13 protein-coding genes are annotated in these 15,161 nt (G+C 67.2%); 5 read left to right on the forward strand and 8 right to left on the reverse strand.

Annotated elements, in window-relative coordinates:
- Positions 1-2 precede the first annotated feature (2 nt).
- Positions 3-791 (reverse strand): ribose-5-phosphate isomerase RpiA, encoded by a 789-nt coding sequence (rpiA, locus tag ACH13J_RS08095; protein ID WP_397542820.1) that lies wholly within the window; start codon positions 789-791, stop codon positions 3-5.
- Positions 792-967: 176 nt separating this feature from the next.
- Between rpiA and ACH13J_RS08100 the strand changes: the two genes are divergently transcribed.
- The 3 genes from ACH13J_RS08100 (at position 968) to ACH13J_RS08110 (ending at position 4,104) form a co-directional block, all read left to right on the forward strand.
- Positions 968-1,684 (forward strand): glutathione S-transferase N-terminal domain-containing protein, encoded by a 717-nt coding sequence (locus tag ACH13J_RS08100; protein WP_397542821.1) that lies wholly within the window; start codon positions 968-970, stop codon positions 1,682-1,684.
- Positions 1,684-3,057, forward strand: coding sequence for an L-serine ammonia-lyase (locus ACH13J_RS08105; RefSeq protein ID WP_397542822.1), 1,374 nt, complete (start codon positions 1,684-1,686; stop codon positions 3,055-3,057). The genes ACH13J_RS08100 and ACH13J_RS08105 overlap by 1 nt, the downstream gene beginning before the upstream one ends.
- A 132-nt stretch (positions 3,058-3,189) precedes the next feature.
- Positions 3,190-4,104, forward strand: a complete 915-nt coding sequence (locus ACH13J_RS08110) for an EamA family transporter (RefSeq protein ID WP_397542823.1) — start codon at positions 3,190-3,192, stop codon at positions 4,102-4,104.
- A gap of 6 nt (positions 4,105-4,110) precedes the next feature.
- Here the strand turns inward: ACH13J_RS08110 and ACH13J_RS08115 are convergent, their stop codons facing one another.
- The gene (locus ACH13J_RS08115; RefSeq protein ID WP_397542824.1) at positions 4,111-4,785 is read right to left on the reverse strand and encodes a thiamine diphosphokinase; all 675 of its coding nucleotides are present in this window, start codon (positions 4,783-4,785) and stop codon (positions 4,111-4,113) included.
- Between the two features lie 149 nt (positions 4,786-4,934).
- Here ACH13J_RS08115 and ACH13J_RS08120 point away from each other — a divergent pair, with 149 nt between their 5' ends.
- Complete coding sequence (locus tag ACH13J_RS08120; RefSeq protein WP_397542825.1) at positions 4,935-7,076, forward strand: hypothetical protein; 2,142 nt, start codon at positions 4,935-4,937, stop codon at positions 7,074-7,076.
- 54 nt (positions 7,077-7,130) lie between these two features.
- Here the strand turns inward: ACH13J_RS08120 and ACH13J_RS08125 are convergent, their stop codons facing one another.
- From ACH13J_RS08125 to ACH13J_RS08145, 5 genes are read right to left on the reverse strand one after another with little or no spacing between them, the layout of a single operon-like run.
- Positions 7,131-7,895 (reverse strand): TIGR01458 family HAD-type hydrolase, encoded by a 765-nt coding sequence (locus ACH13J_RS08125; RefSeq protein ID WP_397542826.1) that lies wholly within the window; start codon positions 7,893-7,895, stop codon positions 7,131-7,133.
- Between the two features lie 53 nt (positions 7,896-7,948).
- Positions 7,949-8,515 (reverse strand): sarcosine oxidase subunit gamma family protein, encoded by a 567-nt coding sequence (locus ACH13J_RS08130; protein ID WP_397542827.1) that lies wholly within the window; start codon positions 8,513-8,515, stop codon positions 7,949-7,951.
- Positions 8,508-11,456: a sarcosine oxidase subunit alpha family protein gene (locus ACH13J_RS08135; RefSeq protein WP_397542828.1), complete on the reverse strand. Its 2,949-nt coding sequence runs from the start codon at positions 11,454-11,456 to the stop codon at positions 8,508-8,510. Before ACH13J_RS08135 ends, ACH13J_RS08130 begins: the two co-directional genes overlap by 8 nt.
- Complete coding sequence (locus ACH13J_RS08140) at positions 11,453-11,740, reverse strand: sarcosine oxidase subunit delta (RefSeq protein ID WP_397542829.1); 288 nt, start codon at positions 11,738-11,740, stop codon at positions 11,453-11,455. The genes ACH13J_RS08135 and ACH13J_RS08140 overlap by 4 nt, the downstream gene beginning before the upstream one ends.
- A 13-nt stretch (positions 11,741-11,753) precedes the next feature.
- Positions 11,754-13,004 (reverse strand): sarcosine oxidase subunit beta family protein, encoded by a 1,251-nt coding sequence (locus tag ACH13J_RS08145; RefSeq protein WP_397542830.1) that lies wholly within the window; start codon positions 13,002-13,004, stop codon positions 11,754-11,756.
- Positions 13,005-13,038: 34 nt separating this feature from the next.
- On the opposite strand from ACH13J_RS08145, the gene ACH13J_RS08150 reads away from it, so the two are divergent.
- The gene (locus tag ACH13J_RS08150) at positions 13,039-14,052 is read left to right on the forward strand and encodes a helix-turn-helix domain-containing protein (protein WP_397542831.1); all 1,014 of its coding nucleotides are present in this window, start codon (positions 13,039-13,041) and stop codon (positions 14,050-14,052) included.
- Between the two features lie 10 nt (positions 14,053-14,062).
- Here the strand turns inward: ACH13J_RS08150 and zapE are convergent, their stop codons facing one another.
- Positions 14,063-15,121, reverse strand: a complete 1,059-nt coding sequence (gene zapE / locus ACH13J_RS08155; protein ID WP_397542832.1) for a cell division protein ZapE — start codon at positions 15,119-15,121, stop codon at positions 14,063-14,065.
- Positions 15,122-15,161: the final 40 nt, after the last annotated feature.

The following is a 15,161-nucleotide window of genomic DNA, read 5'->3' on the forward strand; positions in this document are numbered from 1 at the left end:
ACTCAGTCCTGCAGGTCCGTGAAAAGGTTCTCGGATTCGACGAAATCCAGCCGGTCCTCCTCGACGGTGCCCTCGTTGATGTCGCGCGTCTCCACCCTGCCGTCGCCGTGGCCGAGGATCACGATGTCGCAGATGTCCATGAACAGTCCGTTCTCGACAACTCCGGGCATCTGGTTGAGCACCATCGCCATCTGATGCGGGTTGCCGATGCGCCCCAGGTGCAGGTCGAGGATATAGTTGCCCTCGTCGGTCACGAAGGGATGATCGCCGTTCATCCGCAATGACGCGTCCCGCCCCAGCACGTCCATGCTGACGAGCAGTTCCTCGATCAGCGCCCGCGTTGTCTGCCAGCCGAACGGGATCACCTCCACCGGCAGGGGAAAGGCACCAAGGTTCTCCACTTCCTTGCCGATATCGGCGATGACGATCATCTGGTCGCTGGCCGTCGCGACGATCTTTTCCTGCAACAGCGCGCCACCGCCACCCTTGATGAGGTTGAGGTTGCCATCGAACTCGTCGGCGCCGTCGATCGTTATGTCGAGCCACTTGGCCTCGTCGAGGCTGACGACGTCGATGCCCACCTCGCGCGCCAGCTCGGCGGTGCGGGCCGAGGTCGGCACGCCGCGGATACGCAGCCCGTCCTCGCGCACCAGCTCGCCCAGGCAGCGCACCATCCACGCGGCCGTGCTGCCGGTGCCCAGCCCCACGCGCATGCCGTCCTCGACGAAATCGACGGATCGCTTGGCGGCGACGAACTTGGCCTTGTCGATGGGCGACAGCTCTCCGGACATCGTGCGCAACTCCCAACTACCTCACCGCGCTTATAAGTGAGATGCCAGAACGGTGCGAGCGGAAATCCCGCCCCACGGCACCGCGATGCCAGGCCGCGCAGCCCGCTTGCGCGGACTACGCGGGACAGGTCGCAAACCGGCAATTCATCCGGCCAGCGGCCGCCTAGACTGCCCGCATGACCCGCTATCGCCTTCATTACGCACCCGACAATGCCTCCCTCGTCATACGGCTGGCGCTGGAGGAGCTCGGCCAACCCTATGATACGGTCCTCGTCGACCGCGCGGCGCGCGGCCACAAGTCGCCCAATTACCTTGCGATCAATCCGGCGGGGCTGATTCCCGTTCTGGAAACGCCCGATGGCCCGATCTTCGAGACCGGCGCGATCCTGCTGTGGCTCGCGGACCGGCACGGGGCGCTGGCCCCACCGGCCCCAGGCGCCGCGCGCGGCGCCTTTCTCAAGTGGCTTTTCTTCACCTCCAATACCTTGCATGCGGGGATGCGGATGCGCTTCTACCCCGATCAGTACGTGGGCGCGGACACCGCGGCGCAGGCGGCGCTGCTGGATCACATGAAAGGGGAGATCACGCGCCACCTGTCCCTGCTGGAGACACAGGCCGCGGACGCGCCCGGCTGGCTCGGCGGCGCGCAAGTCTCGGCGCTGGATCTCTACCTCGCCTGCCTGCTGCGTTGGCTCCAGCTATACCCCGCTCTGCGTTACGGGACGAACGGCAATGACTGGTGCGATCCGGCGAATTGGCCGCATCTGCGGGCGATGGCGACGCGTCTGGAACATTGCACCAGCGTTTCCGCTGCCATAAATGCCGAGGGGCTGGGGCCGAAACCGTTTACCGCCCCGCGGCATGCGACACCACCAGAGGGCAGTGCGACCTGATGTTCCTTTCGGTCTTCGAGATGTTCAAGGTGGGCATCGGCCCGTCCTCGTCGCACACGATGGGGCCGATGGTGGCGGCGGGGCGGTTCCTGGACCTCATGCGCGCCTCGCCGTTCGAGTTCAGCGGTGTCCGAGGGTCGCTGCACGGTTCGCTGGCCTTCACCGGGGTGGGGCACGCATCTGACCGGGCGACCATTCTGGGACTCGCGGGGTTCCGGCCGGACACTTACGACCGCGACGAAGCGGATGCCGCACTGGAACGGATCCGCGAAACCCACACGGTTGCGCCGCCGGGCTTGCCCGAACTCGTGTTCCATCCCAAGGATGATCTCGTTTTCGATTTCGGGCCGAACCTGCCCGGCCATGCAAACGGCATGATCTTGATGGCAACGGACGCGCAGGGCGACGTGATCCTGCAGGAGACGTATTATTCCATCGGCGGCGGGTTCGTGCTGACCGAGGCAGAGCTGGCCGAGGGACGCGACAGCGAAGAGGGGGATCCCGTTCCCTACCCGTTCAAGACCGCCGCCGAGATGCTGGAAATGGCCGAGACCAGCGGCAAGTCCATCGCCCAAATGAAGAAGGCCAACGAGATCTCGCGCGGGGGGCCGGAAAACCTGCGTTCGGGCGTGGCACGCATCTGGGAAGTGATGGACACCTGCATCGAGCGCGGCCTGGCGGGCGAGGGCGAACTGCCCGGAGGCCTGCACGTGAAACGCCGCGCCAAGGGCATCCACGAGGCGCTGCTGGCCGAGCGTGGGACCAACCTCAACGCCCCGCACAAGATCAACGACTGGATCAGCGTCTATGCCATGGCCGTCAACGAGGAAAACGCCGCCGGCGGGCAGGTCGTGACCGCCCCCACCAACGGCGCGGCGGGCGTGGTGCCGGCAGTGATAAAGTACTGGCTCGATCACGTGCCCGGTGCGACCGAAACACAGGTCGAGGATTTCCTGCTCACCGCCGCGGCCATCGGGGGGCTGGTAAAGTACAACGCCTCGATCTCGGGGGCCGAGGCCGGATGCCAGGCCGAGGTTGGCAGCGCCTCGGCCATGGGCGCGGCGGGGCTGGCGGCGGTTCTGGGCGGCACGCCCGCGCAGATCGAGAACGCTGCCGAGATCGCGCTGGAGCATCACCTCGGCATGACATGCGACCCCGTCAAGGGGCTGGTGCAGGTCCCCTGCATCGAGCGCAACGGACTGGGCGCGATCAAGGCGGTAAGCGCCGCCTCGCTCGCGCTGCGCGGCGACGGCACGCACCTGGTGCCGCTGGACGCATGCATCGAGACCATGCGCCAGACCGGCGAGGACATGAGCGAGAAATACAAGGAAACCTCGCTCGGCGGCCTCGCCGTGAACATCCCCAACTGCTGACCGGTCCCGCGGCCTCGTTTCCCGCCCGGTTTCGGGCGCCGCCGGCCGGGCGCGGCACTTTGACAATCGCGCGGATTTGAGGAAGCTGGCATCGCACGGGCGCCGGGCGGCGCGGCAGACGGTGGAGGACAAATGTCAGGCACGGATGGACGGACCTCTCTGGGCATCGGGCTGATGATCGCCTTCTGCGTCCTTGCGCCGTTGCAGGATTCCTTTGCCAAGCTGATCGGCGGCGCGGTCGCGGTGGGCCAGATCGCCGCCACGCGGTTCGTTTTCCAGGCCGCGTTGCTGCTGCCCCTGGCACTGATACTGGGCGGCCTGCACCGGCCGGACCGGGCAGAGGCCGGGCTGCATCTCGTTCGCGGGGCGCTGCTGCTGGTGGCCACGGCCATGTTCTTCACGGCGATTCGCTACATGCCGATCGCAGATGCAATCGCCATCTTTTTCGTCGAACCCTTCATACTCACCTTGCTGGGCGGGCTGTTGCTCGGCGAACCCATTGGTCCCCGCCGTTACGTTGCCTGCGGGATCGGCTTCGCCGGTGCCCTGCTCATCATCCAGCCCAGTTTCGAGGAGGTGGGCGCGGTCGCGCTGCTGCCGCTGGTGACCGCGCTGTGCTTCGCCTTCTACATGATCCTGACGCGGCGCATGGCGACCCGGATGCACCCCATCACCCTGCAGGCCTATACGGGTCTGGCCGCACTGGCACTGGCGCTGCCGGTCCTGTGGGCCTTTGACGGATCAGGCATCGCGCCGCTCGATCCCGGCTGGCCGGCGCGGCGCGAGATGTACCTGCTGGTCGCGCTCGGGCTCGTGGCCACGTTGTCCCATGTCTGCATCAGCTTCGCACTGGCCTGCGCACCGGCCTCTCTGATCGCCCCGATCCAGTATCTCGAAATCGTTGCCGCCACCGCCTTCGGCTATGCCATATTCGGCGACCTGCCGGACCGGATGAGCCTCGCGGGGATTGCACTGATCGTGGCCTCGGGCCTGTTCGTCTTTTTCCGGGAACGCCACCTGGAGCGGCGGCCGGTGCCGCAACCGTAACGGTCGTCAGGCCTCCGGCCACGCCGCCGTGGTCGCCAAAAGCGCCGCCACAACTGTCTCAAGGGTGGATTGCGGCAGTATGACCAGCATCTTGGGCGTGGTCACCGACAGATGCACCGTGCCCGTGGACAGGTTCGACGTGCCCACCCGACCGTCGGGCGCGAAATTCAGCCCCCCTATCGGCCAGCGAAGCCCATCGGACACCCCCTCTACCGCGGCCATCGGGAAAAGCGACACGGCGGTTCCGGCCCCGAGCGGCAGCGAAACGGAGGGCGGGCAGACGAACACCAGCTCCTCTGCCCCCAGCAGGATGCAGCGCCGCGCCGGATGACGCACCAGCGTGTTGTAGGCCGCCAACTGATGGTCCAGCCGGTCGCCGGAAAAACCGATCCCGATGACAAGCGGCGCCGCGATGTTGCGCAGGCACTTGTCGAAATCGGTGCTGTCCTGCTCCGAGATCGGATGCAGCGCGGCGGGCGGCAGATCGCGCCGCGCCGCGTCGCTCAGCGAATCGAAATCGCCGATCACGGCCTTGGGCGCAACCCCGTGCGCCAACGCCGCGTCGGCCCCGCTATCGGCCGCCGCCACGTGCGGGGCCAGCGCGCGCGCCCGCGCAAGGCGTGCATACGTCACCTGCGCGCCGCCGATCAGCGTGACTGGTTCACGTTCATTGACAATCACTTCCGCTGACCGCCCATTGTGCCCGGATGAAGAAATACGACACATTGTAACCACTAAATGATACCCTAAACATCTTAGATTCGGACAGCTTTGGTCCAGCCGACAATGGTAAACACGTTGGCTGCAGGCAGAGCAATGCGAGCATAGTTATGGTCAGTTCGAACAAAGTTCTCACGGTCTCCTACGGCACCTTCTCGTGCACGCTCGAAGGATTCGACGAATCCTTCGACACGATGAAGGCGATCGCCGAGTATTTCCGCGACCTTGCGGCTGACGACAGGTATTTCGGGGCGGAACCTCCGACCCCGGATGCAGACATGCTCGCCCGTATCGCCGAGCGCGAGATTTCCCGGCGCGTAAAGGCGCACGAGGAGGGCGGGCAGATCGTCTTGCGTGCAGGTGACACCGAGGCATTCCTTCAGGCCGGCAGCACCACGGCCGAGCCGACGCACGCATCGCCGCCCCGCACCGACGGGTACGAAACCTCCGCGCCGCCGCACGCCGCCCCTGCCGGCCCGCAGCAGCCGACCGCCGCGCCGAAAGGGGCGCCGGCACAGGACGAAACCCCGTCCGAACCCGCCGGGCCAGCGCCTTCGCAGGCCACCCCCGCGCCAGCCGCCGCGGAACCTGCCGCCGACCAGAGCCATGGGGCCGAGCCCGAGACGATGGCGCCCACGGCAGATGACACGCCCGAGGCGACGGCCCCGGATCGGGACACGGCCGCGACGGCGCCCGAATCGCACGGTTCCGAGGAACCACGAGAAAATGGCGTCGAGCCCACGGTCGAGGAGCCCGCCGGCGACGCCGTCGAAGACGAGGACAGCGACAGCGTCTCTGCGCGCCTGCGCCGGATACGCTCGGTCGTGGAGCAAGGCGGCGGCGACTACGGGACGGGCGAGTTCAGCGAGGACGAGCACGCCAATGATTTCCTCGCACAGACCGCGGCAGAGCTTAACCCGGCGCTTGAGCGTGACGATGCTGAAGGCACGGCACAGGAGGCCGCACCGCGTGAACCGGCCCCCCAGGCACAGGCCGAAACCGCCGCCGAGGACATTACGGCCGCCGAGCCGCCGGAGGATCCTTTCGCCAGCCTCACGGCGCGCCTGCTGCAGGAATACGAGCCCGACCCGGCGGCTGAACCGCGCGCAGACATCACGCCCGACGACGACGCCGAAGCGGAGGCCAGGCAGGACGAGACCGTGGCAGAGGACACGCTCTCGCAACTGCTGGCCGACGCGATGCCGGAAACCACCCTTGATGTCCCTGACGCCGACGCGGCCGAGGCGCCGCTCGTGCTGGGCGAGCATGACGAAACCGGGGAAATCCCCGCGCCCGAGGTCGGGCTCGAAGAGGGCGCGCAAGACGACGCGAACCTGTTCGACGAGGACCACGACGAGACAGAAAGCCAAGACCTGCTCAGCCCCGAGGAAGAAGCCGAGCTGCAACGCGAGCTTGCCGCGGTCGAGGCCGAGCTTGGCGCCGGATCGGCGCCGGAGCTCGACGACAGCGAAATCGATCACTCCGAAGTGGCAACCGCCACGGCGCCGGCCGCGGAAACAGCCCCGGATCAGGCTGACACCACCGAAGATCACAGGGCCGACCGGCTGCGGGCGGGGGACGAGTCGGCAGACGTGTCACGGCTCTTCGACGAGGCGGACAGCCAGCTTGAAGCGCCCGAGGCCAGCAAGCGCCGCAACGCGATCCAGCATCTCAGGGCCGCAGTGGCCGCCACGAAGGCGGAAAAGAACGCCGGAAGCGACCTGCGCGAAGAGCAGAGCGACGCCCCCTACCGTTCAGACCTCGCCGAGGTGGTCCGGCCCCGCCGTCCGCACACGTCGAGGGAGCCCTCGCATAAGGAACGCCCGCGCGCCCGACGCCCGGCGGAAGAGGACCGCCCGGCCCCGCTGAAACTGGTGGCCGAACAACGCATCGACACCCCTCACGAACCGGTGCGGCCCCGTCGCGTATCCGCCGCACCGGTGCCCTCGGGCTCGGCGTCGGGCGGCAAGACCTTCGAGGAGTACGCCGCCGAAATCGGCGCCACGACCCTGCACGAGCTTCTCGAGGCGGCCGCGGCCTACATGTCGGATGTCGAAGGCCGCGACCAGTTTTCGCGCCCGATGCTCATGGGCAAGATCAAGGAAATCGACAACGAGAGCTTCACCCGCGAGGACGGCCTGCGATCGTTCGGTCACCTGCTGCGGCAGGGCAAGCTGCAAAAGCTCAAGGGCGGCCGCTTTGCCATCACCGAGCACACGGAATTCCGTGCAAGGGCCCGGCACGCGGGCTGACCGTCGACAGGCCGCTGCCAGCGGGCCACGGTCAAGGTGACGGTACGCGGACCGTCATGACAGCAGGATGTCGACCGCATGCCCCACGTCGCGCGCAACGTCGCTGGGCCGCGGCGAGAACCGCTGCTCGTCGCCTGGGCGATACTTGCCCGTCCGCACCAGCACCGCCCGGCCGATCCCGGCTGAAAGCGCGCCGGCAACATCCGCTTCGGCGTCATCGCCGATCATCGCGGCTTCCGGCGCCGCGACGCCCATATCCTCCAGCGCGGCGTTGAAGAAGCCTTGCGCGGGTTTCCCCAGCACTTCGGCCTGCCGGCCACTGGCATATTCCAACGCGGCCACGAACGCCCCGGCATCCATGCTGAGCTCGCCATCGGCATCGCGAAAATTGCGATTCGCGGCCAGCGCGTAGAACGCTGCGCCGCCGGTCAGCACGCGAAACGCGGCATTGAGGCGATCATACGTGAAATCGCGCCCGGCGTCCCCCACCACGACGGCGGTTTCGGCGCCGTCCGTAACGCCCCCCTCGAAATCTTCCAGCAGGTCGGGGTGCACCAGCAGGTGCGGCACCAGACCGCGCTGCGCCAGTATTGCCGTCGCCGCTTTCGCCGGGGTGAACAGCTCATCGGGCGCCACCCGGATTCCGAGCCGCCCCAGCCGTGACAGCAAGACACGGCGCGGCGACCGGGTGCTGTTGGTGAGGAAACGCAGCGGGAGGCCGGTTTCGCGCAGCCGTGCCACGGCGTCGACCGCGCCGGGAACGGCGCGCTCCCCGTCGTAAAGCACGCCGGCAACATCAAGAAGAACCGCCTTCACCATGGTTCGGAAATGGTGCCGCGAAACCGCGACGTCAAATCCGGGGCCCGTCGCGCTCAGGCCACATTGCGGGCCGAGGTTTCCAGCATGTGCAGGAACGACCCGGCCGAGGAACTCGCCGACAACAGCAGGTAACTGTCCGTGCCGGTCCTCAGGACGAGAACGCCCAGATGCTCCATGACGGTGCGCGCCGCGTCGCCGCGCCCGAACGCCTCGGGGTTCAGGTCGATCGGGCAGATCCGCTCCAGCGCCGTTCGGCAGCCCGCGCCGGACATTTCCAGCACGCACCAGCTATCGGTCTGGTCGGTGACATATACCGCCTCGCCGAGCTTGTCCCGCACGACCGCCTCGGCATCCGGCGCGGCCCGTTCGAAGAGAACGAAAGCCTGATCCTCACCCAGCCGGACCAGCGTCTCGCCCTTTCCGGTCTCTGCCGATTCTCCCGGCGGCGGGAGCGTAAGACCATACGCCGATTGCACCGCCGTATCAGCCGCGCTCTCGCCGCCCAACGGCAGGGCGATCGCAACGATGGCAAGATGTTTGGGGGTCATGATCCGCACCGCCCCGATGCTCTTGTCGACCCCTGCCAGCGGCGGGGCGGAAACGAGGGAATACTCAGCCACGCAAACGCTCTCCTTCCGGGTCGATAAAATGCGCCGAGACGATCTCGACGTCCGTTTCCATGCCGTGCACGGGGCTCACGGCCCGAACGACCTCTCCCACGCGCTCGTGGCCCCTCTCTATGAAACCCAGACCGATGTGATGGCCGAGGTTGGGGGAAAAGGCGACGGACGTCATCCAGCCCTCGTCATTGTCCATGGTCGCGTCGCGCCCCTTGGAAATGAAATGCGCCCCGGCGATCAGCCTGTCCTGCCGGTTCACCGGGCGGAACCCGGTCAACCGCACCGCGTCGTCGCGGATCATCTCGGGGCGCTGCGACAACACGTTGCCGATGCACTCTTTTTTCCGGCTGACGATCCGCCCCATGCCAAAATTTTGCGCGGTGGTCTGGCCGGTCAGCTCGTTGCCCGCGGCGTGGCCTTTCTCGATCCGCAGCACGCTCAGCGCCTCGGTCCCATACGGGACCGCATCGAATTCGCGCCCCGCTTCCATCAGGACCGCCATCATCGAATTGCCATAGCGGGCGGGCACCGCGATCTCGTAGGCCATTTCGCCCGAAAACGAGATGCGGAAAAGCCGCGCGGGCGTGCCGCCGCAGACCGTGACCTCGCCGCAAGCCATGAAGGGGAACGCCTCGTTCGAAATGTCGTAGGCGTCGTCCACGACCTTGCGCAAAAGACTGCGCGATTTCGGCCCGGCGACGGCGAACTGCGCCCAGCCGTCGGTGGTGGAAATCAGGTGCACGTCCATGTCCGGCCAAAGGCATTGCCGCGCGAATTCCAGACGCCTGAACACCGTGACGGCGTTGGCCGTCGTCGTAGTCATGACGTAGTGGTTTTCACCAAGGCGGGCGGTCGTCCCGTCGTCATAGGCGATCCCGTCCTCGCGCAGCATCAGGCCATAGCGGACGCGCCCGACCTTCAGCGTCGAGAAGGTGTTGGCATAGACCTTGTCGAGAAACGCGCCGGCATCGCGGCCCTTGATGTCGATCTTGCCCAGCGTGGTCACGTCGCAGATGCCGACCGATCGGCGCACGGCCAGCGCCTCGCGGTCGACCGAGTCGCGCCAGCCTTTCTCGCCCGGCTGGACGTACCATTCGGCGCGCAGCCAGTTGCCGACGGTGACGAAGCTGGCGCCGTTCTCCTCGGCCCATTCGTGCGAGGGGGTCAGGCGATAGGGGCGGAAATCGCGGCCCCGCGCCCGGCCGGCCAGCGCGCCCATCGGCACGGGCGTGTAGGGCGGGCGGAACACTGTGGTGCCCGTTTCCGGAATGGTCTTGCCGGTACATTCCGCCATGATGGCCAGCGCGGGGATATTGGCCGTCTTGCCCTGATCGGTGGCCATGCCCAGCGTGGTGTAGCGCTTGAGATGCTCGACCGAGCGGAAACCTTCCTGGTGCGACAGCTTCACGTCCTTCACGGTCACGTCGTTCTGCTGGTCGAGCCACGCGCGATGCTTGCTTTCGGGAACGTACCAGAAGGCCGCGTTCTCGCGCGGTTCGTCCTCGGCCTCGGGCGGCTCGGCCCTGGCCGGGGTGAAGCCCAGGTCGGAAAGTTGCGCCTCGGCTTGCGCGCGGCCCTCGGCCAGCGCGGCGGCAAGGGTCAGGGCGCCGTTCGCCGCGCCCGCCACCGCCATGCCCGCGGGCATGGTGCCGCCGGGAACGAAGGCCTTGATGTCGTCGCGCCATTCGGGCTTGCCACGCTGGTGGCAGGTGAGATGCACATTGGGATTCCACCCGCCCGAGACGGCGAGAGAGTCGACCGGGATCACCTGCCCATCGGTCAGGGTGACGGATTTGAGCCCCTTGCGGCCCACGGTGTTGACCACGCCGGCCCCGCGGATATGCCGCACGCCGGGCAGGTCAACGGGCGCCGCCCGGTCGCGGCAATCGATCACCGCCCGCACGTGCACGCCGCGCGCCGTCAGGTCGGCGGCGGTGCGCCAGCCGTCGTCGTTGTTGGTGAAAACGGCGACCTCCGTGCCCGGGGCCACGCCGAAGCGGTTGACATAGGTACGCACGGCGCCGGCCAGCATCACGCCGGGGCGGTCATTGTTGCCGAAGGCGATCGGCCGCTCGGTGCTGCCCGCCGCCAGAACGGCGCGTTTCGAGTAGATCCGCCACAGGATCTGGCGCGGCTTGCAGCCGCTGTCGGCAAGGTGGTCGGTGCAGCGTTCCAGCGCGCCATAGATGCCGTGATCGTAGGCGCCGTAGACAGTGGTGCGGGTCATCAGGCGCACATTGTCCATCGCGGAAAGCTCGGCCAGTGCCTGCGCGGCCCAGTTCTGCCCCGCCATGCCGTCGATCTCCAGCGTTTCGGAATTGAGTCGCCCGCCGGGCAGGAAATCCTCGTCGGCCAGGATGACGCGCGCCCCGGCGCGGGCCCCGGCCAGCGCCGCCGAGAGGCCCGCGGGCCCCGCCCCGATCACCAGCAGGTCGCAATGCAGGAACCCCTTGTCATACTGGTCGGGGTCTTCCTTCATCGACAGCCGCCCGAGCCCCGCAGAGGCGCGGATCGCCGGCTCATAGACCTTTTCCCAGAAGCTCTTGGGCCACATGAAGGTCTTGTAGTAGAACCCGGCCGAAAGGAATGGCGACAGAAAGTCGGTGACCGCCATCAGGTCGTGTTCGAGCGATCCACGGTGGTTCTGGCTGGTGGCGCGCAGCCCGTCGAAAAGCTCGGCCATCGTCGCCCGCGTGTTGGGCTCGGTATGGGCGCCGCTGCGCAGGTGGACCAGGGCGTTCGGCTCTTCCGACCCGGCGGTGAAGATGCCGCGCGGCCGGTGATACTTGAACGAACGGCCCACCAGGCGTTGGCCATTGGCCAGAAGGGCCGAGGCGAGCGTATCGCCCTCGAACCCCGTGAAATGCTTGTCGTTGAAACGGAATTTCAGTTCCTTGGTGTGGTCGACGAGGCCGCCGCCGATGCGGTTGGGTTGTGTCATTTGTCCCGCCCCCTTGCGCGGGCCACGTCGCGGGCCAGTTCCACCTTGGTGATTTCGTGGGTCAGCGTGTCACGGGTGACCACCAGCCACGAGCGGTCGCCCTGTTCGTGATACCACAGTTCCTGATGCGGGCCCGCCGGGTTGTCGCGCAGGTAGGCGTAATCGTGGAACCGCTCCATCGCGTCCTCGGCCTGCCAGTCGGGCCGGTCGATCAGGCAGGCATCGCCCAGATAGACGAATTCGGCGGCGTCGCGGGGGCCAAGAAGCGGGTGGTTGATGATCATGCCTCGGCCCTCCTCAATGCAGGTTGGGCTGGTTGCCCACGCCTTTTTCGTCAATGATGTTGCCGCTGCGGAACCGGTCGAGGCGCATCTGCGCGGCCACCGGGTGCGGTTCGTCCCTGGCCAGCAGGTGGGCGTAGCAATACCCGCTGGCCGGCGTTGCCTTGAACCCGCCGTAGCACCAGCCGCCGTTGAAATAGAGCCCCTCGATATGGGTCTTGTCGATGAAGGGGGAGCCGTCCATCGACATGTCCATCACGCCCCCCCAGCTGCGCAGCAGGCGGGCGCGGCCGATCATCGGCATGATCGCCATGCCCCCCTCGGCCACGTCCTCGACCACCGGCAGGTTGCCGCGCTGCGCGTAGGAATTGTAGCCGTCGATGTCGCCGCCGAAGACGAGCCCACCCTTGTCGGACTGGCTGACATAGAAATGCCCGGCCCCGAAGGTGATGACGCCGGGCAGCACCGGCTTCAAACCCTCGGTGACGAAGGCCTGCAGGACATGGGATTCGATCGGCAGGCGCATTCCGGCCTTTTCCATCACCCGCCCCGACGATCCGGCCACGCACACCGCCACCTTGCGCGCGCGGATCTTGCCGCGTGACGTCTCGACCCCGCGGCACCGGCCCTGCCGGATATCGAAGCCCGTGACCTCGCAATTCTGGATGATGTCCACCCCGCGCCGGTCGGCCCCGCGGGCATACCCCCATGCCACCGCGTCGTGCCGTGCCGTTCCGCCGCGCCGCTGATAGAGCCCGCCCTTGACCGGGAAACGGGCATTGTCGAAATCGAGGAAAGGCAACTCGCGCCTGAGCTGCGCGGCATCCGCGATCTCGGCATCCGCGCCCGACAGGATCATGGCGTTGGCCCGCCGCACGAAGGCATCGCGCTGCGCATCGCTGTGGAACAGGTTCAGGATCGAGCGCTGCGATACCATCGAATTGTAGTTGGTATCCTGTTCCAGCCCTTCCCACAGTTTCATCGACAACTCGTAAAAGGGCTGATTGCCCGGCAGCATGTAGTTCGACCGGATGATAGTGGTGTTGCGCCCGATGTTCCCGCCGCCGAGCCAGCCCTTTTCCAGCACCGCAACGTTACGCAGGCCGAATTCCTTGGAAAGGTAGTAGGCGGTGGCCAGACCGTGCCCCCCTGCGCCGATGATGACGATATCGTATTCCGGGCGCGGATCGGCGTCGCGCCACGCCGGTTTCCAGCCGCGATTGCCGGTCAGGCCTTCCTTCAGAATGCGCAAGGCGGAATAGGACATCGCGCCACGTCTCCCCGTCGGTTCAAGGGACAGCATGACGCGCAAACTGGGATTGCACTTTCCCAAAACGGTCGGATACATCACTAAAATGGCCTCGACGGGAATGAATGAGCAGATCACGCGCCGGATCGGCGTGCTCCCTATCGGGGGCTTTGCGATGATGTCGTTCGCCGCGCTGACCGAACCAATGCGCGCCGCCAACCTCCTGGCCGGCCGCGAACTCTACCGCGTGATCCCCGTCTCGGGCACGGGCGAGCCGGTCCGCAGCTCGGGCAGCGCGGTGATAACGCCGGAGGCCCGCGTGGGCGATGAGCTGCGTTTGCAGTACCTGTTCGTCGTCGCGGGCGGCGATCCGCTAGCCTTTGATGACCGCGGGGTAATGCGCTGGCTGGGGCGCATGGCGCGGGCCGGCACGACGCTCGGCGGGGTGTCCGGTGGGCCGGTCATCCTTGCCCGGGCCGGGCTGATGGCCGGCCGGCGCATGACGGTGCATTGGGAGCACGCCGACGCGCTTGCAGAGATCTCGCCGCACCTTCTGATCGAGCGGTCGCTGTTCGTCATAGACCGTGACCGCGTGACCTGTGCGGGCGGCACGGCGCCCATGGACCTGATGCACACGCTCATCGCCGGCCATCACGGCGCGCCCTTTGCCCGGCGCGTCAGCGACTGGTTCATGCATACCGAGGCGCGCCCCTCCGCGGGGCCGCAGCGGGCCGGGCTGGTGGACCGTGTCGGGGTTACCGACGCTGCGATACTCGACGCCGTCGAGGCGATGGAGGCGCGTGTCGCCGAGCCGCTGACCCTGTCACAACTGGCCAGCGCGGCGGGGATTTCGCCACGGCAGCTGAACCGGCTTTTCAACACGAGACTCGGACGCAGCGCCATGCGCTATTACCGTGACCTGCGGCTGGACAAGGCGCGCAACCTGTTGCGCAACTCGCCGCTCAGCCTGACCGAGATCGCGCTGGCCACGGGCTTTGCCAGTTCCTCGCACTTCTCCCGCGCGTACTCGGCGCGGTACGGTCAACCGCCCTCGGCCTGTCGCTGAGACAGCAGGCTCAGCCCTTGCCCCAATCCTCCGACTGCATCTCGCGCAGGCGGCTGGCGGTGCGTTCGAATTCGAAGCTCCCCTCGCCCTCGACATACAGGTATTCCGGCGCGGCCGCAGCCGAGCAGATGAGCTGCACACCCGCCTCGTAGAGCGCATCGACCAGCGTCACGAAGCGCCTGGCCTCGTTGAAGCTGGAACGTGACAGCCGCGGGATGTCCTCCAGCACCAGGACGCGCGACGCCTCGGCCAGCGCGAGGTAATCGGCCGGGCCGAGGGGCTGGCCGCAAAGATCGTGAAAGCCGGCCCGCGCGACCCCGTTGTGAAAGGCCGGGATCGTGACCTCTCGCTTGTTGACCACCAGCGTCAGCGGCGCCCCTTCGCCGCCGGTCAACTCCTGCCAGATCTCGCGGAGGCGCGCGCGCGCCTCTTCGTCAGCGGGGGTGAAATAGGCCGGGGTCCCGGCCAGCTTGTCCTGCCGGTAATCGGTGGGGCTGGCCATTTCGTGCACCACCATGCGCTCTTTCAGCAGCTTTATGAAGGGCAGGAAAAGCTGGCGGTTGAGCCCGTTCTTGTAGAGGTCATCCGGCACACGGTTCGACGTGGTCACCACGACCACCCCGGCATCGAACAACGCCTGGAACAACCGGCCGACGATCATGGCATCGGTGATGTCGGTGATCTGCATCTCGTCGAAGGCCAGCAGGCGCACGCTGCCGGCCACCGCCCCCGCCACCGGGGCAAGCGCATCCTCGACGCCCTCGGCCCGGGCCTTGTGCATGCCGGCATGGATCTCCTGCATGAAGGCATGGAAATGCACCCGCCGGTTCGGCACGGTCAGGGTTTCCACGAAAAGGTCCATCAGCATCGACTTGCCGCGCCCGACCCCGCCCCAGAGGTAAAGCCCCTTGGGCGGCTCGGGCGCCTTGCGGAACCAGCCCCGGCGGCGCGGGGCATCCAGCGTGGACCGGATACGCTCGAACTCGGACAGCACGGCCTCCTGCGCGGGATCGCGCGCAAGCGTCCCGTCGGCCACCATCCGTTCGTATCGCGTGCGCAAAGGGTCCATTCGCCCCGCATAGCGCGCGGCGGCGCGCGTGAAAAGCGCC

The organism is Roseovarius salis (assembly GCF_044472985.1).
Classification (GTDB): domain Bacteria; phylum Pseudomonadota; class Alphaproteobacteria; order Rhodobacterales; family Rhodobacteraceae; genus Roseovarius; species Roseovarius salis.

Excerpts from the sequence above, each read along its gene's own strand:
- rpiA (WP_397542820.1), bottom strand. The coding sequence starts at position 791 with ATGTCCGGAGAGCTGTCGCCCATCGACAAGGCCAAGTTCGTCGCCGCC.
- ACH13J_RS08100 (WP_397542821.1), top strand. The coding sequence starts at position 968 with ATGACCCGCTATCGCCTTCATTACGCACCCGACAATGCCTCCCTCGTC.
- ACH13J_RS08105 (WP_397542822.1), top strand. The coding sequence starts at position 1,684 with ATGTTCCTTTCGGTCTTCGAGATGTTCAAGGTGGGCATCGGCCCGTCC.
- ACH13J_RS08110 (WP_397542823.1), top strand. The coding sequence starts at position 3,190 with ATGTCAGGCACGGATGGACGGACCTCTCTGGGCATCGGGCTGATGATC.
- ACH13J_RS08120 (WP_397542825.1), top strand. The coding sequence starts at position 4,935 with ATGGTCAGTTCGAACAAAGTTCTCACGGTCTCCTACGGCACCTTCTCG.
- ACH13J_RS08125 (WP_397542826.1), bottom strand. The coding sequence starts at position 7,895 with ATGGTGAAGGCGGTTCTTCTTGATGTTGCCGGCGTGCTTTACGACGGG.
- ACH13J_RS08135 (WP_397542828.1), bottom strand. The coding sequence starts at position 11,456 with ATGACACAACCCAACCGCATCGGCGGCGGCCTCGTCGACCACACCAAG.
- ACH13J_RS08140 (WP_397542829.1), bottom strand. The coding sequence starts at position 11,740 with ATGATCATCAACCACCCGCTTCTTGGCCCCCGCGACGCCGCCGAATTC.
- ACH13J_RS08145 (WP_397542830.1), bottom strand. The coding sequence starts at position 13,004 with ATGTCCTATTCCGCCTTGCGCATTCTGAAGGAAGGCCTGACCGGCAAT.
- ACH13J_RS08150 (WP_397542831.1), top strand. The coding sequence starts at position 13,039 with ATGACGCGCAAACTGGGATTGCACTTTCCCAAAACGGTCGGATACATC.
- zapE (WP_397542832.1), bottom strand. The coding sequence starts at position 15,121 with ATGGACCCTTTGCGCACGCGATACGAACGGATGGTGGCCGACGGGACG.